Raw genomic sequence first — 21,631 nt, forward strand, 5'->3', positions numbered from 1 at the left:
TTAAATTATGAATTTGACGGAACCGTCTGTTGTAGCCAGTTCTCTAGAATGATTTGTGCCGCATGATCATCGATATGGGATGATTTACGCTGTTTTTTGGCGCCGTGGCGCTGCTCCGCTTCGATCGAACTTAACTGCTCTTCGATAAAGAAAACCGGTTTTCCGTAACGGCCACTCAGGCGCTGCCCGAATTTTCGTGCCGGCTGCGTCAGAGGCTGCTCGCTGCCGTCAAGGCGCATTGGCAGTCCGACCACGATTGCGACAGGCTGCCATCTTTCAAAAAGTTCCGTGATCCGATCCCAATCCGGTTTGCCGTCCCGGCTGTCGACGATGGTTTCCGGAGAGGCGGTCTGGGTAATAGTTTGCCCGATCGCAACGCCGATCCGTCGCAATCCGAAATCAAAACCGATGACATTGCCTTCAATCGCCTTCTTAGGCATGGCCGGCCTCGCTGCTTAAAAATTCCGGTGAGATGCCGAGCGTTCCCAGGGCGATTTCCCAGCGTTGTTCGACCGGCGTTTCAAACAGTAGACTTTGATTGTAGGGTATTGTCAGCCAGCTGTTTTCTTGCAACTCTTCGGCCAGCTGTCCCGGTTCCCAGCCGGCAAAGCCGAGACAAACCAGAAAATTATCCGGCGCTTCGCCATCGCCGACGGCTTGTAGAAAATCATCGGAAACCGTCATTGCCAATCCGTCTCTGAGGGGCATGGAGCTTTTCCAGCTTCCGGCGGGCTGGTGCAGAATAAAACCTCTTTCGACATCCACGGGGCCGCCCAGCAACACTTGTTCATCCAAGTGTGGGTTGCGTTCGTTGTAGTGGTAGTGGAAATGTTCCAGAAGCGTGCGAATGTCCAGCTGATGGCCTAGATTAATGGTTAGTCCCATAGTGCCATGCTCGTTATCTTCGACAATATAAATCACCGATTTTTCAAACCAGCTGTTGTCTAGAGAGGGCATTGCAACCAGAAAATGGTGTTCGAGAGAGTGCATCTGATTCATAAGCGAATTATAACAGTTTGGCGCGTTTTTCCATCGCTTTTGTTTGCTCGATTTGACCTGAATAACCAATGCATAACGCGTATTCGATTTGCATCTGCTCGGCGACATGGCGCCACTGTTGCGGCCCGGCAATCAACAGGGCGGTGGCGGCGGCATCCGCGGTCGTTGCATCCGGATGCAGTACGGTCACTGAAGCGAAGCCTGTCGCCGGATAACCGGTGTTCGGGTTAAGGATGTGTGAATAACGCTGACCTTGCCATTCGAAAAAGCGCTGGTAAGTACCCGAGGTGACGACGCTCTCTTCTCCGTAAAGGGCCAGGGAGGCGATTGGCTCAGCCGGGATGTGCGGGTTGCTGACTGCGACTTTCCAAGGGTGGTTGCCGGGCTTTGTACCCAGTGCTTTCATATCGCCGCCGATACTGACCAGGGCGTGCTCAATGCCCGTGCTTTGCAGACTTTGCAAAGCCATGTCGAGAGCGAGGCCTTTGGCATTGCCGCCGAAATCAAGTTGCACCTGAGTGCTGTGGCTGTACAGGCGGCGACCGATAAAGTACAAATCTTTAATCGATGGACGGTTTGTCAGCCAGTTGTGGATGGCTTCGTTATCGGGCGGCGGGCCTTGCCACTGTTCCGAATGAAAACCCCATAAGGCGATAAGTTTACCGATAGCGGGGTCGAACAGATAACCACTGGATTCGCTGAGTTGTTGCGATTTAAGAATAAATGTCTTTACCGATTCGGCGACTTCAATCGGCTGCTTGCGGGTAATGGCCTCGTTGATGCGACTGACGATACCGCCTTTCTCCCAAGCGTGCCATTCATGGTGAAATTTCTGAAAGTCGCGATTGATTTTAGCGATTGCTTCATTGACCGCATATTTATCCGGATGGTAGATTTTGATGTCCACTTCCGTTCCGAAGACCAGAATTTGACTCTCGTAAGGGGGTTCGCTGCGGGAGCAGCCGCTAAAAGCCAAAGACAAACCGGCAGCGGCCGCCATTTTAAACAGTTGTCGGCGTTTTAACGCGCAGGGCTGTTTAGCAATGCGGCTCATTGTGCCTCTTTGTTTAATTGCAGTTCCAGAGCGTCGAAAAGCGTCCCGGCGATATTCAATCCGAATTGCGCATCCAGTTCCCGAATACAGGTCGGACTGGTGACATTGATTTCGGTAATGTAATCCCCGATGACATCAAGGCCGACAAAATACAGCCCTTTCGCCTGCAGGGTTGGTTTGATCTGTTCGCACAGCCAGCGCTCTCGATCGGTAATCGGCATACCGACGCCGGAACCTCCGGCGGCGATATTGCCGCGGGTTTCGCCTTCTTGCGGAATACGAGCCAAGGTATAGTCGATCGGTTCGCCGTTAATCAGCAGAACACGCTTGTCGCCCTGTTTGATCTCCGGCAGAAAGATCTGCGCCATAATGTGATGTTTACCGTGATCAGTCATGGTCTCAATAATGACGCTCAGGTTCGGATCACCGGCTTTAACACGAAAGATCGAGGCACCGCCCATGGCATCCAGCGGTTTGAAAATCGTGTCCTGATGTTCGCTTACGAAAGCGCGCAGTTTTTCCGGGTCTGCACTGACCAGCGTTTGTGGGATACAGTGCGGGAACCAGCTGGCAAACAGTTTTTCATTGGCGTCACGCAGGCTTTGCGGCTTGTTTACCACCAGGGCGCCTTGCGCTTCGGCCTGCTCCAGAATATGGGTGCTGTATAGATAGTCGTTATTGAACGGCGGATCCTGACGGATAAGGATAATATCCAGTTCGCCGAGCGGCAGTTCCTGAGAAGCGCCGAAGCCGTAATACTGCTCACTTTTCTCCCGATCCCATACCTTGAGCAGACTGCTGGTTGCAAAAGGTTGACCATTATTCAGGTACAGATCTTCCGGCTGCATATAATGCAGCTCGTAACCGCGCCGCTGTGCTTCAAGCAGCATGGCAAAAGAGCTGTCCTTATAGGGTTTAATCCCTTCGATCGGGTCCATGACAATACCAAGTCGGATCATTTTTGGCCCCTTACTGAATTTCCAAAGGCGGAAGATCGCCTTTGGCATCGGCGATTTCGCGAGCAGCCGCCAGCAACGCAAGGCGGGCAATAACGCCGTATGCGTAGAAGCGGTTAGGCGCTGAGTCCGGTTGCTGCGTCTCGTCCGGCATAATGCCCGGTTCGGCATAAGATAACGGTTGGAAATGCATGCCCGGAGAGTTCAGGTTGTCGGTCGCCTCTTTACCGGTGTGGACGCGGTAGAAACTGCCGACGACCTGATTACCGATCATATAAACCACCGGCTCGGCAACGGCACCATCGATCTCTTCGTAGGTATAAACGCCTTCCTGAACCAGCATCTGCTCGACATGCAATCCCTCTTTGACCGAGGCCATTTTATTGCGCTGTTTGCGGTTCAGGCTCAGGATGTCTTCGGAGCTCTGTACCGACATGATCGCCATGCCGTAGGTTCCGCTGTCGGATTTGACGATCGCAAAAGGTTTGCAGCCGATATTGTGCGTGTCATAGTACTGTTGAGTGTCGGCAAGTACTTTATTGACCGTTTCGGCCAGATCTTCCAAACCGCTGCGCTCTTTGAAATTCACCGGGCCGCATTGAACCGAGGTCGGGGTGATCAGCCAAGGATCGATCTTGACGATCTTGGCAAAGGCTTCGGTGACTTCCGAATAATGCTGAAAGTGGTGCGTCTTATAGCGGCTGGCCCAACCAAGATCCAGAGGCGGCAACAGTGTCTGTTCTATGTTTTCGAGAATTTCCGGACGGCCGCCTGACAGATCGTTGTTAAGCAGTACCGCGCAAGGGAAAAAGTCATCCACGCCTACCTGATTGTCTTTACGAACCAACGGCTTCAGGGTCAATGTGTTGCCAGATGGCAGTTCGATAATCATCGGAGCATCGAGACCTTCCATCAGGGATCCGATCTGCACTTCGTAGCCGGCTGTCTCAATAATCGTTTTCAGGGAAAACAGGTTTTCCAGATAGAAAGTGTTACGGGTATGGTTTTCCGGAATAATCAGAACGCCATCGGCAATCGGACAGATCTGTGTAATGGTGCTCTGTGCCGCATGTACAGCCAAAGAACGGATTTCAGGATGAAGATTGTTAAAGCCGGCCGGGAAAAGGTTGGTGTCAACCGGCGCCAGCTTGTAGCCGGCATTACGCAGATCCACTGATGCATAAAAAGGTGCCGGCGTCTGCTTGAACTGCTTACGTAGCCAAGCTTCAATTTCCTGGTTCTGGGCAAGCAGGTGGCTTTCCAGTTCAAGTAGCGGACCCGTTAGGGCGGTTTGCAAATGGGGAACGACGGTAGTTGCTGGCATGGTTTCTCTCTTTTATTCGCCTTCGGGGGCGCATCGGCTGAGGCGAAGTTAGCAAAATTGGGAATTTAAGTATTATAACGAATTCAAGGAAGGCATAAAGCCGGCAGATTATGGCGTAATAATGAATCTTATCAGGCTTCACTTATTCTGCGAGGATTCCGGATAATTCATTAATCGGAGGGGAGGCCGGCTGATAGGATAACCGGCGCCAAAAAAGCTAAATGTCTCCCCAGAGACTTTGTGCTATCGCCAACATCGCCGGACCGGCCGTTTCGGTACGCAACACTCGCGGGCCAAGTCGTGTCGCGGCAAATCCGTTCTCAACTGCAAACGCGACTTCCTCATCGCTGAGACCGCCCTCAGGGCCGACCAGAATTTGCAAGGGGCTGTGCAGATTCGGCGCGGGCAGCTGTTTCAAGGTCTGCTCGGCGTAAGGGTCGCAAACGATTCCTTGCACATCGCTAGCGTCGGCAAAAAAATCCTTCAGGCTTTTGATCGGTAAAATCTCTGGAACAAAGGCTCGACCGGATTGTTCGCAGGCATTGATGGCAATGCTCTGCCACTGACTGCGGCGTTTTTCCAGCTTGTCGCCTTTAAGTTTGACTTCACAGCGTTCGGTAAACAACGGCTGGATGGCGGTGACGCCAAGCTCGACCGCTTTCTGAATGCTGTAATCCATTCGGTCGCCACGGGAAATTCCCTGTAACAGAATGCTGTTCAGGGGAGATTCGTTGTGCGCGCGATGGATCTCTTGCAGGATAACGTTCGCTTCCCGGCGTCCGATAACCTCGAGCGTAGCCTGAGCGATATTGCCTTGGCCGTCAAACAGCTCCAGAGGATGCCGGTCTTTCAGGCGCAGTACGGTCAGAGCATAATGCGCCTGTTCGCGACTCAGTGACAGAGTCGCTCCTTCAGTGAACTCGGCCGGCAGATAGAGGCGAGGGATACGCATCGTTTAATCAGACGTTTTTCAATGTCAGGGCTTGAGCAATATCCAGCGTTGGCTGGGTACTGTTCATGCTGTAGAAATGCAGTCCCGGAGCGCCGGCATCCAACAGCTTCTGACACAGTTCGGTAACGACGTCACGCGCAAAGGCTTTCATGCCTTCTTTATCGTCTTCGTCGAAGGATTCCAGACGGCATTTCAACCAGCGTGGGACTTCTGCGCCGCAACCTTGCGAGAAACGGATCAGGTTCTCGTAGTTGGTAATCGGCATAATGCCCGGAATGATCGGCAGGTCGATCCCGTTCTTCTCGCAGTTATCGATGAAGTAGCGATAGCTGTCGAAGTTGTAGAAATATTGGGTAATGGCTGAATCAGCGCCTTGTTCGACTTTATGTTTGAACCATTTGATGCCGATATCGCAATTGCGTGCCTGTGGATGGGTTTCCGGATACGCAGCGACCTCCAGGTGGAAAGTGTCGCCTTTACGTTCGCGAATAAACGCGATCAGGTCGCTGGCATATTTGAATTCGCCCGGATCCATCATGCCTGACGGCAGGTCACCGCGCAGTGCGACAATGCGTTTGACGCCCATAGCTTCATACTCGTCAAGCAACTCAAGAACGCTCTCTTGCGAGGCACCGATACAGGTCAGGTGCGGGGCGGCTTCAAATTCGGTCTGAGTCTGAATGTAACGAACTGTTTCCAGAGTTTTTTCCTGGGTCGTGCCACCGGCGCCGTATGTAACCGACATATATTCCGGTTGCATGGCACCGATCTCGGAAATGACGGTTTTCAGTTTTTCCATCCCCTGTTCGGTTCTGGGTGGAAAGAACTCAAGACTTAATTTTTGTGCATATTTCTTTTGCGATTGCATTGGATAATTCCTTTGCTTAATTTCACCACCAAGACACGACATTACGGAAGATAAAATGCTGTCTTGGTGTTTTGTAATTTAATTACAGCCCGGCTTCGGCGCGCAGAAGCTCCGCTTTGTCGGTTTTTTCCCAACTGAATTCCGGCAGCTCGCGACCGAAGTGTCCGTAAGATGCGGTCTTCTGGTAGATCGGGCGATACAGATCCAGCATGCTGATCAGGCCTTTCGGACGTAGATCGAAGTGTTCGCGAACCAGTTTTTCAATAAGGGTAATATCGACTTTCTCGGTTCCGAAGGTTTCAATGCTGATCGAAGTCGGTTCAGCGACGCCGATCGCATAGGATACCTGGATCTCGCACTTGTCGGCCAAGCCGGCAGCCACGATGTTTTTAGCCACATAACGACCCGCGTAGGCCGCTGATCGGTCGACTTTAGATGGATCTTTACCGGAGAAGGCACCGCCGCCGTGGCGTGCCATACCGCCGTAAGTATCGACAATGATCTTACGACCGGTCAGACCGGCATCGCCCACCGGGCCGCCGATAACAAAACGGCCGGTTGGGTTGATATGGTATTGGGTCTCTTTGTGTAGCCACTCGCTCGGCAGAACCGGTTTGATAATCTCTTCCATTACCGCTTCTTGCAGGTCTTTCTGGGCGATTTCAGGGTTGTGCTGTGTGGAAAGTACGACCGCATCAATGGCTACCGGCTGGCCGTCCTGATAACGCAGGGTTACCTGGCTTTTGGCATCCGGACGCAGCCAGCTCAGTTGACCGGATTTGCGTACATATGCCTGACGTTCCATTAGACGGTGGGCATAGTAGATAGGCGCCGGCATCAGAACATCGGTTTCGTTGGATGCATAGCCGAACATCAGGCCCTGGTCACCGGCGCCTTGTTCGTGTTCGTTGGTTTCGTCTACACCCATGGCGATTTCCGGAGACTGTTTACCGATTGAAGAAAGCACCGCACAGGTGTCACCGTCAAATCCCAGATCGCCGTGGTTATAACCGATATCGTTAACGACTTTACGAACCAGTTCTTCCTGGTCAACCCAGGCTTCAGTAGTGATTTCACCACCCAGAATGACCATGCCGGTTTTAACAAAAGTTTCGCAGGCGACACGGGCACGCGGATCCTGTTCCAGAATGGCGTCCAGCATGGCGTCCGAAATCTGGTCTGCGATTTTATCTGGATGACCTTCCGATACGGATTCGGAAGTGAATACGGTAAATTTGCTCATAAGAGTTCCTCGAAAACAGAAATATTTAAACAGTTGAAAACGAGGTACGGAAAATCGACGGGAAATTCAGAGAGTACTCGGAAAACCAGATGTTGCGTTTTCTCGAGGGCTCGAAGGCTCCTCGCTTTAGCCGTACTTATTAATGCGCCCGCAAGCTGATGATCAAATCGGCGCTAAATTTTCGCAGATTATCGCATTTTTTTAATTTCCTAGCAAACGGTAAAGGAAATTTTAAACACGTTTTCAGGCAAAGACCTGTTCAATAGGTTTCGGTTTGTCGAAATAATAACCCTGTGCATAGTGAATTCCTGTCTCTCTGAGCCAGTCACAGATCTCCTGATTTTCGACGAACTCGGCGACTGACTGGATCTGCATGATTTCACTGATGTCACGGATCGTGCGCACCATGGCCGCATCCACCGGATCATTCAAAACGTCGCGGATAAAGTCTCCGTCGATTTTGACAAAGTCAATCGGTAGATTTTTCAGCCAGGTGAAAGAAGCAAAGCCGGAACCGAAATCGTCCAGCGCCAGTTTGCAGCCGAATTCTTTGACCGTATTCAGGAATTCAATGGTGTTGTTCATCTGGCTGATGGCGACCGTTTCCGTAATCTCGAAACAAATTTTGTGGTTATTGCCGATATTGCTTTCCAGCAGGGCGAGGAGTTCATCGGTGAAGCTCTGTTGCCCTAAGGATTGACCTGAAATGTTGATGTTTAGAAGTTCTATTTTGGCGGAGTATCTTTTTAGCCATTGAATGGCTTTTTCGGCAATATACAGATCCAGCTGGCTCATTAGATCAAAGCGTTCTGCAGCGGGCAGGAAGTGATTTGGCGTAATGATCTGGCCGTCTTCGTCGCGCATGCGCACCAGGATTTCATAATGGGATTCGCCGTACTGTTCGGGGGACTGCAGGTTGGTGATTTTCTGTGCGTACAGCAGGAATTGTTGGGTATCCAAGCCGTGCTTGATGCGGTTGACCCAGTCAATGATATGCTGGTCCTGAGCCAGAGAATTGTCGTTTTCCTGATAAACTTCGATGCGATTACGCCCTTTGTCCTTGGCCAGATAACAGGCGATGTCGGCTCTGGAAAGAATGGTGGTTTTGCTCAGGTTGCCGTGAATCGCGGCAATCCCGATACTGCAGCCTACCTGAAAACTTTTCCCTTCCCAGAAAAGACGGTGATTGGCGATGCTACGGCGTATTTCCTCTGCGAGGTGAACGGCGCTGTCGGTGTCGCAGTCACTCATCAGGACTGCAAATTCATCGCCGCCAAGACGAGAGAGGAAACCTCGGCTCTGAATGGTCTGTTCCAGAATCATCGCCAGTTGTTTGAGAAGCAGGTCACCTGCCGTGTGTCCGACGGTGTCGTTGATGATTTTGAATTGATCCAGATCGAGGTAGAGCAGGCTCTGTTTACTGTGCTTATCCGATGCGCTCAGTTGAATCAGTCTTTCCAGTTCACTTTCAAAAGCGGAGCGGTTATACAGTTCGGTCAAGGTGTCATGATTGGCCTGCCAGCTGAGACGCTGCTGCAGAGAGCGTTCTTCGGTGGCGTCATGGAAAACCATAATGGCGCCGATAATATGACTGTTTCGATCGATGATCGGTGCCGCCGAGTCGACCAGTGAGATAGTGTCGCCCAGACGGTTGATCAGAATGGTCTCTTTGGAAATGCCGACGACTTTGTTGTATTCAAGGGCGCGGAGAGCCGGGTTGGTTACAGGTTTCTTGGTGCTTTCGTTAAACAGTTGCATTACTTCGGTAATCGGCTTGTTCAAGGCGTCTTCGCATTCCCAAGCGGTAATCTGTTCGGCGGCAGGGTTCATGTAGCCGATATTACCGTTTTCGTCAATGACGACAACCGCATCGCCGATGGATTTCAAGGTGATTTCCGCCCGTTCTTTTTCTTCAAAAAGGGCGTTTTCGTTTTTTTCCAACTGCTGCAGCATGGAGGAGAAGTTTTTGGCCAGTACGCTTAACTCGTCATTACCTTGCGTATTGATAGGCAGATTCCGTTCGCCTTCACGAATGCGTTTGGTTGTCTCGATCAGGCGGTAGATTCTGCGTGTCAGATTGTGTCCCATCAGCCAGGCCATTACCGTGCCGGAAAGGATAGCAATCAAGGCGTAGAAGAGACCTTCGCGAGTTATGAATTCAATGCTGTTGGTAGTATTTAGACGGCTTAACTGAACTCGTGCCCAGCCCAATTGCGTATCCTCTTTCCAAATCGGAATTGCGACATCTACGGCGTTGTCATCGTCGAAGTAGGTATGGACGCTTTTTTTCATATTGAAAGGGTCGTGTTTTGGCAGTTCCAGAAATCGACCGATACTGGTTTCGTGATGTTGCGGGCTGCGGTTGTTGTGATAGGCGAGAATTTTACCTTCGGTGTTTATCAGCATTACGAAATTGATATTGGCCTGTTGTGCCTGAGCGTCAGTGATTTCAGCCAGTCCGGCAAGATCGTTGGAGAGCATCCAAGGGACGCTATTGGTTGCCAGTGTCTTGGCGATGCCGATAGCGGTAACTCGTGACTCTTTTTCAAGAAACGTCATCTGGCGCTGTACTAAGTCAAAAATAAACAGGGTCATCAGCACGGCGTGGATTAACGCAATGCTTAAAATCAGTTTGTTTTTTATGGATTTAATCTGTAACGGCATCAAAGGTTTGGTTTCTTTTGTTGTTATTCTTCTTCGGGAATGCGGATTTTTTGCCGAAAGTTTTCAAGGAAATCTTTTACCGGCTGATAAGTGGCATCGTCCGCAATCTCAAATCTTGAGAGGTAGATGGTTTGTAAAATTTCTCGGCCCTGTGGGGTGGTGTGCATTTCGCTCAGCAGGCGCTGTACCTGAGTGATAAGTCGTTGCGGAACGTCACTGCGTGCAATGAGACCGTTGTTCGGCAGAGAATCCGTCTGCCATTTAACCTCAAGCTTGTCTTTCAGTTCAGGGTTCTCTTGTGCCAGCAGTTCCCACGGGGGCGGCCAGGTCGCGCCGGCATCACTTTCTCCGTGCAGGACATTCATAATAGAGGACTCCTGAGAACCGACGTAGATATTGTTGACATCGGTTTTGATGTTCAGACCATGCTGATACAGATAGTACTGCGGCATCATAGTTGCCGCAAGCGCTGTCGGAGCAGGGTAGCTGATGGTTTTGCCTTTAAGATCGGTTACCTTTCGAATGCCGCTGTCTTTTCTGACGAGAATGATGCCGCGGAAATTGTGGTCATCGCCCATTTTGGCAAATACTCTGTAGTGTCCGGATTTGATTGCGGTTACCGTCTGATAAGGGTTGGGTAAAGCAAATTCCACCGAGGCGTCGGCCAGTTTTTGATCGTAGCTGGAATAGTCGCGCGAGGCTTCGAGGCGAAAGCGCGCTTCCGGAATATGCGCGTTTAAATATTCCATCAGTGGGTTGAAAAGTTCGAATAGCCTTGAAGGGTTGTGCAGAGGGTGGACAGCGAAGGCGTACTCTGTCTGTTTCAGACTCGGAGAGTCGAGCACTTTTGGTTCATAATCCTGCGGCGAGTAGTCGCTTTTTTGACAACCGTGCAGTCCGAAAAGGGAAGCGAAGGTTGTCGTGAGAAATGAACGCCTGCTTGCGCAATGCTTCAATCGCATGAATCAAAAGGCCTGAGTTGAATGATAATGAAAAATTATAGCAAAACCTTATAAAAATAAGGGGTTGTTTAATTATCTCGACGCAATAATTATTGAAACTTAATATTTGATTTTGTTTGAAAAATAAGGAAAATAGACGCCTTTTCTAAATTTAGGGTGATATCGATGTCACAACAAACAGCTCCCCTTGTTGGTGTGATTATGGGCTCTAAGTCCGATTGGCCGACAATGCAACATGCCGTTGAAATGCTGGAACTTTTTGGCGTTCCGCATGAAGTTAAAGTGGTGTCGGCACACCGTACGCCGGATTTGATGTTTGAATATGCAGAGCAGGCGCAAGAGCGCGGTCTGCAGGTGATTATTGCCGGTGCCGGCGGCGCGGCGCACCTTCCGGGAATGGTTGCGGCGAAAACCGTTGTACCCGTGCTGGGTGTGCCGGTGAAATCGCGTGCCTTGAGCGGTAATGATTCTTTGTTGTCCATCGTACAGATGCCGGGTGGAATTCCGGTGGGGACCTTGGCGATCGGCGAAGCCGGAGCGAAGAATGCCGGTATCCTGGCGGCACAAATTGTCGGAAATCAGTACTCTGAAGTACGCGAGGCGGTAAACCGTTTCCGTACTGAACAGACGGAAACCGTTCTGGCCAATCCGGATCCTCGAGTAGAGTAATCAACGCCGGATAAGAACATCTTGCGCTTTAGATGTTCTGCGCGCCCCGAATGCCTTCGGGCGCCGTTGAATAAAGTGCTTTTGAAAGTAACCGTAGCGGGTGCATTTTGCTAAAATGCACGCCTACGGTTTTTTATTTGGAGTGACTCATGACCCCGATCAGTAAGAAAGTAGGTGTTTTAGGTGCCGGTCAGCTGGGACGAATGCTGGCTTTGGCTGGCTACCCGCTCGCGCAGAAATTCGCTTTTTATGGCGTAAGTGAAGACGAACCGTCGGCTTTGTTGGGCCATATGCATATGCATTCGGACGAAGCGGATAACCTGAAGCAGTTGGTCGATTTTGCCGATGTTATTACCTATGAGAGTGAGAATACCGACGTTGAGATGGTGCGCGAGATCGCCAAGACAACGCCAGTCTATCCGGGTGAAAAGTCGCTTTACGTTTCGCAGCATCGCGGTCGAGAAAAAAATCTGCTTACCGATCTGGGGATTCCGTGCGCACCTTTTGAAGTGGTGGATTCTCTGGAAAGTTTGCATAATGCCGTACAAAAAATCGGCCTTCCAGCTGTTTTGAAAACCACGACCGAGGGTTATGACGGCAAAGGTCAGGCGGTTTTGAAAAGCGAAGATCAGGTTGAGAAAGCCTGGCAGCAATTGGGTGAGCGCGAACTGATCCTGGAAGGCTTTGTCGATTTTGCCCGTGAACTGTCTATTATCGCGGTGCGCAATGCGCATAACGAGCATGTTTATTATCCGCTTATGCAGAATGTGCATCACGAAGGTATTTTGCGTTATACGATTGCGCCGGCACGCCAGATAAGTGAAGACGTACAGAAGCAGGCGGAAGAGTATATGCATAAGCTGCTGGACGAACTGGATCATGTCGGGGTGCTGACACTGGAGCTTTTCGAGACCGAAGATGGCTTGGTTGCCAATGAAATGGCTCCGCGCGTGCATAACTCCGGGCACTGGACGATTGAAGGAGCGGAAACCAGCCAGTTCGAGAATCATGTGCGCGCGATTTGCGGTTTGCCTCTGGGGTCGACTCAGCCTAAACAGCCATTGGCTGCCATGGTGAATATTATCGGTGAAACCGGTCCGGTTGAAGAGGTTTTAAAAATGCCGAAGGCGCATTTGCATCTTTACGATAAGGCGGAAAGAACGGGGCGTAAGCTAGGGCATATCAACTTGATGGCAGAGAACGAAGACGAGTTGTATCAGATGATGCAGCAGTTGAGTGCATTTCTCCCGCAATAGGTTTTAATCATTTATTCAAGCAGTTTGCCGATCGAATCGAGCATTCTGCTTGGTGTGACCCCAGCGAGACCAAAAGTCTCGGCTGCCTTGTCCCCCGCATTGGCGTGCAGATAGACACCCAGACAAGCCGCCGTAAAAGGGTTCTTGTTCTGCGCCGCAAGAGCGCAGATAATTCCGCTTAACAAATCCCCCATTCCTCCAACCGCCATTCCCGGATTGCCGTCCGGACAGAGTTCCATTTGTTTGCCATCGAAGATTAAGCTGCCATTGCCTTTTAAAACGACGATGCCGCCGTATTTTTGCTGCAGTTGGCGAATGGCGTGAGCCCGGTCGTTTTGAATATCTTCTACAGAGCAATTTAACAGGCGAGCGGCTTCTCCGGGGTGAGGCGTTAAAATCCATTCGTTATGGCCTTGTTGCAAAGTTTTGCGAATAGCGGCAATTTCCGAATCGTCTTTTTGCGCCAGAAGGTTTAGTGCGTCGGCATCCAGGATCAGGGTTTTGTTGTGTGCATTTTCGATAAGCTCTCGCAGGCTTTGCCGAGCCCAGTCATTCTGGCCTAGGCCGGGCCCGATCGCGATGGCGTCGGCTTTTGCGATTAAGGTTTTGAGATCGCTGTTCTCCGGGGCGTGGCATTGTATTTCCGGGATGTCGCGGAGATAGCCGCTGTGCGGGCTATAGATGTGAACCAGTCCGGCTCCGCAATGTAGGCTGCCGGAGGCGGCGATCTGCAGAGCGCCTTCCATTTGGCTGTTGCCGCCGATCAATAAATCTACTCCGGCACGCCCTTTATGGTGCGTGCTGTCGGGTTTAGGGATTTTGTCGCGCCAGTAGCGCATGCCGTGCATACCGATGCTGTCGGCCAGGTTTTGTCGGTAAGCGTCATCGGGAAGGCCAAGATCGAAAAAGTGAATTTGCCCGCAAAGATCTCTGCCGTGCAGAGTGAATTGGCCTATTTTATAGGTTATGAAACTGCAGGTGTGCTGTGCTTGAATGGCGGCACCGAGAATCCGTCCGCTGTCGCTGTCCAAGCCGCTTGGCGTATCCAAGGCAATGACCGGAAGGTCTTTTTCGTTGATCGCCTGGATAAGAGTTTGCAGTTCAGCGCTCAAAGGACGATCCAGTCCTGTTCCGAACAGGGCGTCGATAATCAACCGTTTTTCATGATGCGTTTGTGCAGAGGGATACTTTGAGATAGATTGAATCGGGATGCCAAGAGCCTGAGCTTCTTTAAATGTTGTCAGAGCGTCATGTTGGATTTTCTGTGCATCGCCCAGCAGCCAGATGCGAGCCTCTTTGCCTTGAAGTTGAGCGAACTGCGCCAAAGCAAATCCGTCGCCGCCGTTATTACCCGTACCGCACAGAATGTCTAATTTTCTGATATCGGGATAAAAAGCCTGCGTTGTCTGAAAAGCGTGCCAAGCGGCACGCTTCATTAATAGAATGCCCGGCATGTTTAATGACTGAATCGCAAAACGGTCGATCTGCCGGCTCTGTTGCGCGGAGAATAAATGGGTATGGCTTAAGTTCTGCTGAGGTTCCATTTTTATTACTCCTTTGGCGATCGCTGTCTTTTGCGTTATTTTTGAGCCTTGACGGTAAAGCGGCGATAAAGGAAGTCACCGCCTTGCAGGCTGATCAGCCACGCCATCAATGCGCCACTACTGTTGGCGAGCATGTCTTTTATATCGAAATCACGTCCGTAATGCGGTTGAATGAACTCGATCAGGATGCCGAACAGTATGATTGCTAGCAGGATAATCCAGCGTCTGTTGGCTGCGTAAGCCTGAGCAAACCAGATCATCAGCGCAAAGTAGGCGATAAAGTGATACGCCTTATCAATATTACTCACTTTGATTGTGGGAATATAGGGTGTTAAAACGGAAAGGTAAAAAACGCCGGCGATCAATCCCCAGCCGGTTATCAGCCATAAGCGTCGCATTCGAGTGTTCCTAGATAAACAGATAGATCAGTAGCGCGCCAAGCGCTAAGCGGTATAAGGCGAATGGTGCCATGCCGACCCGGTTGATCCACTTTAAAAACAGTGCAATGACGATGTAGGCGCTGATAGCGGAAATCAGTGTGCCGCCGATCATTGCCTGCCATTGGACCGGATGTGCACTCTCCAGCAGGTCTTTGAGCTTCAAAATTCCGGCGCCTAAAATGATCGGGATCGACAGAAGAAACGAGAAACGGGCGGCAGCCTGAGGCGTCAGGCCGACCAGTAACGCTGCGGTAATGGTAATGCCGGAGCGAGAAGTTCCCGGAATCAGAGCCAGAGCCTGTGCGAAGCCGATTACGGTAATGTCTTTGAAACTCAGGCTGTATTCGTCACGGATTTTTTGGCCCTTGATGTCCGACCACCACAGCAGGATACCGAATCCGATCGTTGTGGCGGCAATAATCAGCGGATTGCGCAAGCTCTCTTCAAGCCCGTTATTGATAACAAAGCCGAAAGCGATCGCAGGTAAGGTGGCAAGAATCACCCACCATGCAAGACGGCTGTTTGATGTCGGTTGACGGGTGATCAGTGAACGCGTCCAGTCGGTTATCATAAGCCGGATGTCGTTCCTGAAATAGAGGACAACTGCGCTTAAGGTACCGATATGCACCGCAACATCAAACGCCAGTCCCTGATCTTGCCAGCCGAAAAGCTGCGGCACCAGAATAAGGTGGCCGGAGCTGGAAATAGGCAGGAATTCGGTCAGTCCTTGAATCAGGGCCAAGACGGTGATTTGTAACCAATCTAAAACGGGTTCCATCTACTTTCTCTTTTTTTAAAGTTGGTGGCGCAGATCGCGGACTTTGAAGCCGATCAGGCCGTCGTCAATCTGTTTGCTTAAAGCGATAACCTTGAAATTCTCGCCCATTTCGTCCGGCATCGTTAGGGTTTTGATCTGTTGCGCAACTTTAATCTGCTCACCGATATCCGCCTGAGGGTCAACCGACATCTCCAGCAGGCCGCTTCCCATCAGGAAATTTGCCTGGGTTGTATAGCCGGCGATGCGGAAGCCGGCATCAAATCCGGCTTCGGCGACGGCGGTGAAATCAACGTGTGCGGTTATATCCTGTAGTCCCGGATAGAAAAAGGGGTTCTGGTGGGCTCTGTGCTGATAGTGGCAGCGCAAAGTCCCCATAACCCGGGCCGGCTGGTAATATTCTTCTCGGGTATAGCCATAGTCGATCAAGAGAACCAGTCCTTTGGATAGAATCTGACTCAGGCTCTTCAGCCAAGGCCCGAGGTTGAGGTTGATTTCGGTTTCATAGCCGAGATCGGAAACCTTTCCGATATGTTTGATCAGCTGGTTGGCAAAACGCTGTAATTTGGAGTCGGTGATGGGTTGGTAATCCCAGTCGAATTCGTTTTTCGCTTCATTGTAGCAGACGTAACCCTGCAGGGCTCTCTCCGGCTCTATGCGCAGGCGTTCAAATGGCATGGCGTCGAGGACTTCGTTTGCCAGAATGACCGCACTGATTGGCGTGGCAGGAAGTTTTTCAAGCCAGGCGACTTTATTGAACAACTCTTCGGAGAGTGTTTCGCGCAGATAGGCTTTCTGACGCTGTTGCAGGTCGGCACTGATTTCCACAATATAGTAACGATGAATGTCTTGTTCCAAGCGCTGCATTTCCAGAAGGATGTCCGCGGCCATAATTCCGCGCCCGGCACCGAACTCGATAATGTTGGGTTCTTCAAGCTGCTCAAGTACTTGTTGTGTCTGACGAGCCAGACAACGGGAAAAGATCGGTGAAATTTCCGGAGCGGTAATAAAGTCGCCGCCTTTGCCGATTTTAGGTAGGCTGCTACTGTAATAACCGAGATTGGGCGTATAAAGAGCCTTTTGCATGAATTGTGCAAAACTGAGCGACCCGTGACGTTTTATCGAGGTACGGATCTTCTGGCTTAAATGTTCGCTGTATCCCTTGGCTTCTTCAGAAGGCGCCGGTAGCTTTTTGTGCTTGGACATGTTGGTTTTCTAGATTGGTTCAAAATTGCCAGCTATTATGCAATAGATAGGTAGTCTGCTCTAGAGGGTGTTGGCATTTCATGCGTAAATTTGTCTTGTTTGCGGTATTTTCAGTGCGGAAAACCGGGGGAGTGAAGGTCAGAGTGGATTTAAGTGTTTGTGCCGGTTCGACTTTTTTTGATTTCGGTCATGGCAGGAAACATTACTCTGGTCGAAAATTTGCTTAGATTTTATTTGCGGCCTTGGAGCTTGATTTAAAGTCGCTCGAGGCAGTAAGGACACGTTAGAATGCAAAAGATGCAAAATCGCTTATAGGGAACGGGATGCAAGTCGGTATTAAGAAAATCCATGAAAATGAGTGGCAGGTACATATTGGCTGTGCCGCGTTGAAAGTCGACCGTTTTACGCTGGCGCTGTTACAGATCACATTGGAGCATCTGATGGCTTTGGAGCAGGGTGAGCATCATTCGACACTGCAAAGCTACATTAAACTCGGTTTAAGAATTAAAGCACTTAGTCCCTCTTATCTGCAGAAGCTGCTCAGAGAATTGCAGAGTGCCGACCTGGTGATTTTGATGCGTTTGGCCGCAGATGAAACTTTTAATCAGATGGTTATGGAAAACAGCGGGGGCATACTATCACGGCAAATCAGCGACGATTTGCAGGATGCAGTTATTCCTTCGGAAGCGCTATGCAAAGATGCGATTCGTCGCATCGTGGAGAAGACGTTTGAATTGGAGGCGACGGGTGTCATCGAGTTTTTAGACGAAGAAACGCGCTATATCTGATTAAGGGAGTGAAAGATGGAAATTTCGGCAAAACACGATGAGTCGGGTGAGTTTTTATTGGAGATCGGTCCGGTGATGTTTACTCTGCCGTATGAGGTGGTGGAGAGTTTGCATGATGTGATCGCCAAGCGCCTTAGTGCCGGTGAACAGAGCTCGCATGCGGTTCTGCAGAAAAAACTGGAATCCTACCGTACATTGGCAAATAAAATGGCGCAGGTCGATGATCGGGTGGTACAGAAGTTCGCGCCGCTGGTCAGCCCGGAGCAGTTGGTGACCATTACCCGTTTGGCCAGCGGTGAGGTTTTGTACAACAAGGTAATGCGCAATCTTTCAAAGCAGAACCAGCGTCAGTTCGCTGAGGATTATGCGGCGATGGACAAAATTACCGAAGCGCATGCTTGTCTGTATATGGAACAGTTGATTCCGATGATTAAACGCGCTGCTCAGGAGCAAAAACAGATACATGAGCAGCTTCAGGAGACGTCTCGGGACCTTTAAGTTACTCCTGTCGGCTGCGTTGAATAATGAGCCCGACGGTTTTTGCCTGAGGAACCGCTTGCGGTTTACCTATCTTGATTTTGAGATGACGGATCGCGCTGAAACGCGAAAACAGTTCTTCAGTTAGCTGTTCCAGAAGGGTTTCCAAAAGGTCAAACCGGCTATTGCCAGCCCATTCGATAATAAAGTCGGCCACTGATTTGTAGTCGACGGTATCTTCAATCTGATCGCTTTTTGCCGCATTGGCAATCGGTACACTCATTTCAAGATCGAAAATCAGCGGTTGCCGCTGTTGTTTTTCCCAGTCATAGATGCCGATAATCGCGTCGGTTTTCAGACCTTCAATGTAGATAATGTCGTGCACATCCACTCCTTGCAGTTACGTTGATGCTCATGGATCGTATTGTAATGATTTTATCTGCCCGGTTTTCTTTTTCCTGAACAAGCGGGTAGAATTGCTGCCGATTCAAATTCAATAGGCTCCTGATAATAAAAGGTAAAAACAGAAAATCAGGGCTTTTAGGGGAGTAAATAATGGGTTATGAAATTTATCTTGCGGTAGCGTTGTCCTATCTGCTTGGATCGGTGTCGGCGGCAATTATTGTCTGTCGGGTTATGGGGTTGGGCGATCCACGCGAAGGTGGCTCCGGGAATCCTGGCGCGACCAATGTTAAACGTTTGTATGGCAATAAACCGGCTGCGGTAACTCTGTTTGGGGATATGCTTAAGGGCGTGATTCCGGTTGTGCTTGCTTATCAGCTGGGCTTTTCCAATGCGGAAGTGTTTGTCATCGGCTTTGCGGCTTTTATCGGACACTTGTATCCGCTGTTTTTCGGTTTTCGTGGCGGTAAAGGGGTGGCAACGATGATGGGCGTGCTTTTGGCGCTCTCTTTTCCGGCCGGTCTGGCGGTGGTGGCAACCTGGTTATTTGTCGCCAAGGTCTTGAAAATTTCATCGCTTTCCGCGTTGGTCGCATCCCTATTGGCTCCAGTGTATATTTATTTTATCGATGCGGAAATGAGTTGGGTGATCGGTTCGGCGGTTATGACGTTGATTCTGTTTTGGCGTCATCGCAGTAACATTCAACGTCTGCTTAACGGTGAAGAAAGTCTGATTAAAAAGAATTGATTCGCTGTTAACGTCATCGGTCAAAACAAAAACGCCCGAAAATTTCGGGCGTTTTTGTTAAAAATCGATCGGTGGGAGTTCTTCAAGCGACCAGCGCGGTGTGGCCGAAAAGTTAAGTCCCTGTTCTTCACCAGCCATCAGGCGCTGCGCGCCGGCGTAAGCGATCATTGCGCCGTTATCAGTGCAGAATTCCAAACGAGGGAAAAATGCTTCTCCACGACGTTTTTTCATCAGGTTTTGCAGTTTTTCGCGGATTTCGCGGTTGGCACTGACACCGCCGGATACGACCAGTCGATTCAGTCCTTCCTGTTCCAGAGCACGTTTGCACTTGATTGCCAAAGTGTCGGCAACCGCCATCTCAAAAGCACGGCAGATGTCGGCTTTGGTTTGCAGTGTTGCATCATTCTCTTTTTGGGCTTGTTTCCATGTATTCAAGGTGTAGGTCTTCAGCCCGCTGAAACTCATATCCAGCCCCGGTCGGTCGACCATTGGACGCGGAAATTTGTAGCGTTCACTATTGCCTTGTAAAGCCAGTTTGGAAACTTCCGGGCCGCCGGGGTAGCCGAGGTCGAGAAGCTTGGCTGTTTTATCGAACGCTTCTCCTGCAGCATCGTCGAGGGTGTCCCCTAAGAGTCGGTAACGGCCTATGCCGTCAACGCGGATAATCATGGAGTGTCCACCGGAGACCAGTAGGCAGATAAAAGGGAACTGGGGTTTATTTTCTTCCAGCATCGGAGCCAGTAAGTGGCCTTCCATATGATGTACGCCGACGGCAGGAATATTCAGAGAAAAAGCGAGGCTCCTTGCAACCGAAGCCCCGGTTAATAAGGCGCCGATAAGCCCTGGTCCTGCCGTGTAGGCAATGCCTGACAGATCGCTGATTTGTCGTTCTGCCGCCTTTAAGGTGTCCTGTATTAGAGGAATAATGCGGCGGATATGGTCGCGTGAAGCGAGCTCCGGTACGACGCCGCCATAAAGCGCATGCAATTCAACCTGACTGTAAAGTCGGTGTGCCAATAATCCGTTTTCGCCGTCATAGAGCGCGATGCCGGTCTCATCGCATGAACTTTCAATTCCCAATACAAGCATTAACTGTTTTCTCTCGGTAGAGGCAGAGGGCCTCGGGTTAAAGGTGGATAAAGAGTGGATGAATTTTAACAAAAAACCACGGAGAAACCTGGCATTAGCGCATCATTGTCTGTGCGTAGAATAAATTATGCCCTTATTCTGGTTTAAGGCCGATTGTCATCCGTTGCTCTGGTTCCGTCTTAGTGTCGGAAGAGAGGAATGCTTTTTGGGAGTAGTTTGGGGGAGTAGATGGGTGGTGCGTCAAGTTTAAATTGATATTAAGTTGTTGAAAACGTTTTTAATCTTGAGTTTTCTGCGTGGGGAATCCGCAGTTGGGAAAATTATTCCGCCTGATTGGCAAGATTCTCTGTAAAAAGGTTTGCAAAAAAATCAGGGTAAATTTATAATTCTGCGTTTTCAGCTATTTCCTGATTCTTGCGAGGGAAAGAAAGGGCGTCTCGAATAGAATGTAGAGATATGCGTCATGTCATGCGGCCCTGAGCGATAGAATTTCAAAGAATTTAAAAGGTAATTATTATGCCAAGCGTAAAAATCCGTGATACAGAACCATTTGACGTAGCTCTACGTCGTTTTAAACGTGCTTGTGAGAAAGCCGGTGTATTGACCGAAACTCGTAAGCGTGAATTTTATGAAAAGCCAACTTGGGCGCGTAAGCGCATGAAAGCGGCTGCAGTTAAGCGTCTTGCTAAGCGCCTAGCTCGCGAAAACCGTCGTACTACTCGTCTTTACTAATCCATAGGACTTTACTTGTGGCGAGTGCATTAAAAGAGCAGTTAACGGCAGAAATGAAAGCCTGCATGAAGGCAAAAGACAAGGCGCGCCTAGGTGTTGTGCGCGCGCTATTGGCAGCCATCAAACAGGTTGAGATTGATAATCAAACGACATTGGAAGACGATGCGGAAGTTCTTGCTATCTTAGACAAGGCAATGAAGCAGCGTAAAGATTCTCATCAGCAGTATGTGGACGCGGAGCGTTCGGATCTGGCTGAGCAAGAAGCCTATGAGATGTCTGTCATTCAGGATTTTATGCCGCAAGCGCTGACTGAAGATGAAATTTCTGCTCTAATTGACGAAGCGATGGCGGAAACCGGCGCCGCTTCAATGCAAGATATGGGTAAAGTAATGGGCTTGCTAAAGCCGAAGATGCAGGGACGCGCCGATATGGGTGAGGTCAGTAAACTGATTAAGGCAAAGTTAAGCGCTTAATTGTTTTATAT

Annotated in this window: 23 protein-coding genes; 7 read left to right on the top strand and 16 right to left on the bottom strand. The window is 50.1% G+C overall.

All coding sequences use genetic code 11. The features are described from left to right. Positions 1 to 5: 5 nt before the first annotated feature. The 10 genes from ruvX to HQN79_RS02480 form a co-directional block, all read right to left on the bottom strand. Positions 6 to 440 carry a Holliday junction resolvase RuvX gene (gene ruvX / locus HQN79_RS02435; protein WP_173284108.1) on the bottom strand — a complete coding sequence of 145 codons (435 nt, stop codon included), beginning with the start codon at positions 438 to 440 and terminating at the stop codon, positions 6 to 8. Beyond that, on the bottom strand, positions 433 to 999 hold the full coding sequence (locus tag HQN79_RS02440) for a YqgE/AlgH family protein (RefSeq protein WP_173284109.1): 567 nt from the start codon (positions 997 to 999) through the stop codon (positions 433 to 435). Before HQN79_RS02440 ends, ruvX begins: the two co-directional genes overlap by 8 nt. 7 nt (positions 1,000 to 1,006) lie before the next feature. Then, a complete protein-coding gene (locus HQN79_RS02445; RefSeq protein WP_238843405.1) occupies positions 1,007 to 2,053 on the bottom strand; it encodes an FAD:protein FMN transferase in 1,047 nt (348 codons plus the stop codon). Continuing rightward, positions 2,050 to 3,012 carry a glutathione synthase gene (gene gshB, locus HQN79_RS02450; RefSeq protein WP_173284110.1) on the bottom strand — a complete coding sequence of 321 codons (963 nt, stop codon included), beginning with the start codon at positions 3,010 to 3,012 and terminating at the stop codon, positions 2,050 to 2,052. The genes HQN79_RS02445 and gshB overlap by 4 nt, the downstream gene beginning before the upstream one ends. Positions 3,013 to 3,022: 10 nt before the next feature. Beyond that, positions 3,023 to 4,333, bottom strand: coding sequence for a glutamate--cysteine ligase (gshA, locus tag HQN79_RS02455; protein ID WP_173284111.1), 1,311 nt, complete (start codon positions 4,331 to 4,333; stop codon positions 3,023 to 3,025). Between the two features lie 217 nt (positions 4,334 to 4,550). Then, positions 4,551 to 5,285 carry a 16S rRNA (uracil(1498)-N(3))-methyltransferase gene (locus HQN79_RS02460; protein ID WP_173284112.1) on the bottom strand — a complete coding sequence of 245 codons (735 nt, stop codon included), beginning with the start codon at positions 5,283 to 5,285 and terminating at the stop codon, positions 4,551 to 4,553. 7 nt (positions 5,286 to 5,292) lie between these two features. After that, positions 5,293 to 6,153, bottom strand: coding sequence for a methylenetetrahydrofolate reductase [NAD(P)H] (gene metF / locus HQN79_RS02465; RefSeq protein WP_173284113.1), 861 nt, complete (start codon positions 6,151 to 6,153; stop codon positions 5,293 to 5,295). An 82-nt stretch (positions 6,154 to 6,235) separates the two neighbouring features. Further along, positions 6,236 to 7,396, bottom strand: coding sequence for a methionine adenosyltransferase (metK, locus tag HQN79_RS02470; RefSeq protein WP_173284114.1), 1,161 nt, complete (start codon positions 7,394 to 7,396; stop codon positions 6,236 to 6,238). 243 nt (positions 7,397 to 7,639) lie between these two features. Then, complete coding sequence (locus HQN79_RS02475; RefSeq protein WP_173284115.1) at positions 7,640 to 10,060, bottom strand: EAL domain-containing protein; 2,421 nt, start codon at positions 10,058 to 10,060, stop codon at positions 7,640 to 7,642. 23 nt (positions 10,061 to 10,083) lie between these two features. Next, positions 10,084 to 10,905 carry a phosphate/phosphite/phosphonate ABC transporter substrate-binding protein gene (locus HQN79_RS02480; RefSeq protein ID WP_202984502.1) on the bottom strand — a complete coding sequence of 274 codons (822 nt, stop codon included), beginning with the start codon at positions 10,903 to 10,905 and terminating at the stop codon, positions 10,084 to 10,086. Positions 10,906 to 11,187: 282 nt separating this feature from the next. On the opposite strand from HQN79_RS02480, the gene purE reads away from it, so the two are divergent. Both purE and HQN79_RS02490 read left to right on the top strand, forming a co-directional pair. Next, entirely contained in the window at positions 11,188 to 11,691 is a 504-nt protein-coding gene (gene purE, locus HQN79_RS02485; protein ID WP_173284117.1) for a 5-(carboxyamino)imidazole ribonucleotide mutase, read from the top strand. Between the two features lie 149 nt (positions 11,692 to 11,840). Next, positions 11,841 to 12,947: a 5-(carboxyamino)imidazole ribonucleotide synthase gene (locus HQN79_RS02490; protein ID WP_173284118.1), complete on the top strand. Its 1,107-nt coding sequence runs from the start codon at positions 11,841 to 11,843 to the stop codon at positions 12,945 to 12,947. Positions 12,948 to 12,958: 11 nt separating this feature from the next. Here HQN79_RS02490 and HQN79_RS02495 read toward each other — a convergent pair whose 3' ends face one another. Genes HQN79_RS02495 through HQN79_RS02510 form a run of 4 tightly spaced genes read right to left on the bottom strand, consistent with a single transcriptional unit; the run spans position 12,959 to position 16,912 of the window. Then, the gene (locus tag HQN79_RS02495; RefSeq protein WP_173284119.1) at positions 12,959 to 14,491 is read right to left on the bottom strand and encodes an NAD(P)H-hydrate dehydratase; all 1,533 of its coding nucleotides are present in this window, start codon (positions 14,489 to 14,491) and stop codon (positions 12,959 to 12,961) included. 35 nt (positions 14,492 to 14,526) lie between these two features. Further along, complete coding sequence (locus tag HQN79_RS02500; RefSeq protein ID WP_173284120.1) at positions 14,527 to 14,889, bottom strand: VanZ family protein; 363 nt, start codon at positions 14,887 to 14,889, stop codon at positions 14,527 to 14,529. Positions 14,890 to 14,899: 10 nt separating this feature from the next. Beyond that, entirely contained in the window at positions 14,900 to 15,709 is an 810-nt protein-coding gene (locus HQN79_RS02505; protein ID WP_173284121.1) for an undecaprenyl-diphosphate phosphatase, read from the bottom strand. A 15-nt stretch (positions 15,710 to 15,724) separates the two neighbouring features. Beyond that, entirely contained in the window at positions 15,725 to 16,912 is a 1,188-nt protein-coding gene (locus tag HQN79_RS02510; protein WP_173284122.1) for a class I SAM-dependent methyltransferase, read from the bottom strand. A 323-nt stretch (positions 16,913 to 17,235) separates the two neighbouring features. Here HQN79_RS02510 and HQN79_RS02515 point away from each other — a divergent pair, with 323 nt between their 5' ends. Then, positions 17,236 to 17,700 carry a FliG C-terminal domain-containing protein gene (locus HQN79_RS02515; protein WP_173284123.1) on the top strand — a complete coding sequence of 155 codons (465 nt, stop codon included), beginning with the start codon at positions 17,236 to 17,238 and terminating at the stop codon, positions 17,698 to 17,700. A gap of 15 nt (positions 17,701 to 17,715) precedes the next feature. Next, positions 17,716 to 18,198: a FliG C-terminal domain-containing protein gene (locus HQN79_RS02520; RefSeq protein WP_173284124.1), complete on the top strand. Its 483-nt coding sequence runs from the start codon at positions 17,716 to 17,718 to the stop codon at positions 18,196 to 18,198. Between the two features lies 1 nt (position 18,199). Here the strand turns inward: HQN79_RS02520 and folB are convergent, their stop codons facing one another. Continuing rightward, positions 18,200 to 18,562 (bottom strand): dihydroneopterin aldolase, encoded by a 363-nt coding sequence (gene folB / locus HQN79_RS02525; RefSeq protein WP_173284125.1) that lies wholly within the window; start codon positions 18,560 to 18,562, stop codon positions 18,200 to 18,202. A gap of 170 nt (positions 18,563 to 18,732) precedes the next feature. Between folB and plsY the strand changes: the two genes are divergently transcribed. Then, positions 18,733 to 19,326 (top strand): glycerol-3-phosphate 1-O-acyltransferase PlsY, encoded by a 594-nt coding sequence (gene plsY / locus HQN79_RS02530; RefSeq protein WP_173284126.1) that lies wholly within the window; start codon positions 18,733 to 18,735, stop codon positions 19,324 to 19,326. Between the two features lie 57 nt (positions 19,327 to 19,383). On the opposite strand, the gene tsaD is transcribed toward plsY, so the two are convergent. After that, positions 19,384 to 20,415, bottom strand: coding sequence for a tRNA (adenosine(37)-N6)-threonylcarbamoyltransferase complex transferase subunit TsaD (tsaD, locus tag HQN79_RS02535; protein WP_173284127.1), 1,032 nt, complete (start codon positions 20,413 to 20,415; stop codon positions 19,384 to 19,386). A gap of 516 nt (positions 20,416 to 20,931) precedes the next feature. Here tsaD and rpsU point away from each other — a divergent pair. Continuing rightward, positions 20,932 to 21,147 (top strand): 30S ribosomal protein S21, encoded by a 216-nt coding sequence (rpsU, locus tag HQN79_RS02540; RefSeq protein ID WP_173284128.1) that lies wholly within the window; start codon positions 20,932 to 20,934, stop codon positions 21,145 to 21,147. 17 nt (positions 21,148 to 21,164) lie between these two features. Next, complete coding sequence (locus HQN79_RS02545) at positions 21,165 to 21,620, top strand: GatB/YqeY domain-containing protein (protein WP_173284129.1); 456 nt, start codon at positions 21,165 to 21,167, stop codon at positions 21,618 to 21,620. Positions 21,621 to 21,631 lie beyond the last annotated feature (11 nt).

Source organism: Thiomicrorhabdus xiamenensis (assembly GCF_013282625.1).
GTDB classification, from domain to species: Bacteria; Pseudomonadota; Gammaproteobacteria; order Thiomicrospirales; family Thiomicrospiraceae; genus Thiomicrorhabdus; species Thiomicrorhabdus xiamenensis.

Excerpts from the sequence above, each read along its gene's own strand:
- metF (WP_173284113.1), bottom strand. The coding sequence starts at position 6,153 with ATGCAATCGCAAAAGAAATATGCACAAAAATTAAGTCTTGAGTTCTTT.
- tsaD (WP_173284127.1), bottom strand. The coding sequence starts at position 20,415 with ATGCTTGTATTGGGAATTGAAAGTTCATGCGATGAGACCGGCATCGCG.
- HQN79_RS02505 (WP_173284121.1), bottom strand. The coding sequence starts at position 15,709 with ATGGAACCCGTTTTAGATTGGTTACAAATCACCGTCTTGGCCCTGATT.
- HQN79_RS02515 (WP_173284123.1), top strand. The coding sequence starts at position 17,236 with ATGCAAGTCGGTATTAAGAAAATCCATGAAAATGAGTGGCAGGTACAT.
- ruvX (WP_173284108.1), bottom strand. The coding sequence starts at position 440 with ATGCCTAAGAAGGCGATTGAAGGCAATGTCATCGGTTTTGATTTCGGA.
- purE (WP_173284117.1), top strand. The coding sequence starts at position 11,188 with ATGTCACAACAAACAGCTCCCCTTGTTGGTGTGATTATGGGCTCTAAG.
- HQN79_RS02490 (WP_173284118.1), top strand. The coding sequence starts at position 11,841 with ATGACCCCGATCAGTAAGAAAGTAGGTGTTTTAGGTGCCGGTCAGCTG.
- HQN79_RS02500 (WP_173284120.1), bottom strand. The coding sequence starts at position 14,889 with ATGCGACGCTTATGGCTGATAACCGGCTGGGGATTGATCGCCGGCGTT.
- plsY (WP_173284126.1), top strand. The coding sequence starts at position 18,733 with ATGGGTTATGAAATTTATCTTGCGGTAGCGTTGTCCTATCTGCTTGGA.
- HQN79_RS02460 (WP_173284112.1), bottom strand. The coding sequence starts at position 5,285 with ATGCGTATCCCTCGCCTCTATCTGCCGGCCGAGTTCACTGAAGGAGCG.
- gshA (WP_173284111.1), bottom strand. The coding sequence starts at position 4,333 with ATGCCAGCAACTACCGTCGTTCCCCATTTGCAAACCGCCCTAACGGGT.
- HQN79_RS02475 (WP_173284115.1), bottom strand. The coding sequence starts at position 10,060 with ATGCCGTTACAGATTAAATCCATAAAAAACAAACTGATTTTAAGCATT.
- HQN79_RS02445 (WP_238843405.1), bottom strand. The coding sequence starts at position 2,053 with ATGAGCCGCATTGCTAAACAGCCCTGCGCGTTAAAACGCCGACAACTG.
- gshB (WP_173284110.1), bottom strand. The coding sequence starts at position 3,012 with ATGATCCGACTTGGTATTGTCATGGACCCGATCGAAGGGATTAAACCC.
- HQN79_RS02510 (WP_173284122.1), bottom strand. The coding sequence starts at position 16,912 with ATGTCCAAGCACAAAAAGCTACCGGCGCCTTCTGAAGAAGCCAAGGGA.
- rpsU (WP_173284128.1), top strand. The coding sequence starts at position 20,932 with ATGCCAAGCGTAAAAATCCGTGATACAGAACCATTTGACGTAGCTCTA.
- metK (WP_173284114.1), bottom strand. The coding sequence starts at position 7,396 with ATGAGCAAATTTACCGTATTCACTTCCGAATCCGTATCGGAAGGTCAT.
- HQN79_RS02440 (WP_173284109.1), bottom strand. The coding sequence starts at position 999 with ATGAATCAGATGCACTCTCTCGAACACCATTTTCTGGTTGCAATGCCC.
- HQN79_RS02520 (WP_173284124.1), top strand. The coding sequence starts at position 17,716 with ATGGAAATTTCGGCAAAACACGATGAGTCGGGTGAGTTTTTATTGGAG.
- HQN79_RS02495 (WP_173284119.1), bottom strand. The coding sequence starts at position 14,491 with ATGGAACCTCAGCAGAACTTAAGCCATACCCATTTATTCTCCGCGCAA.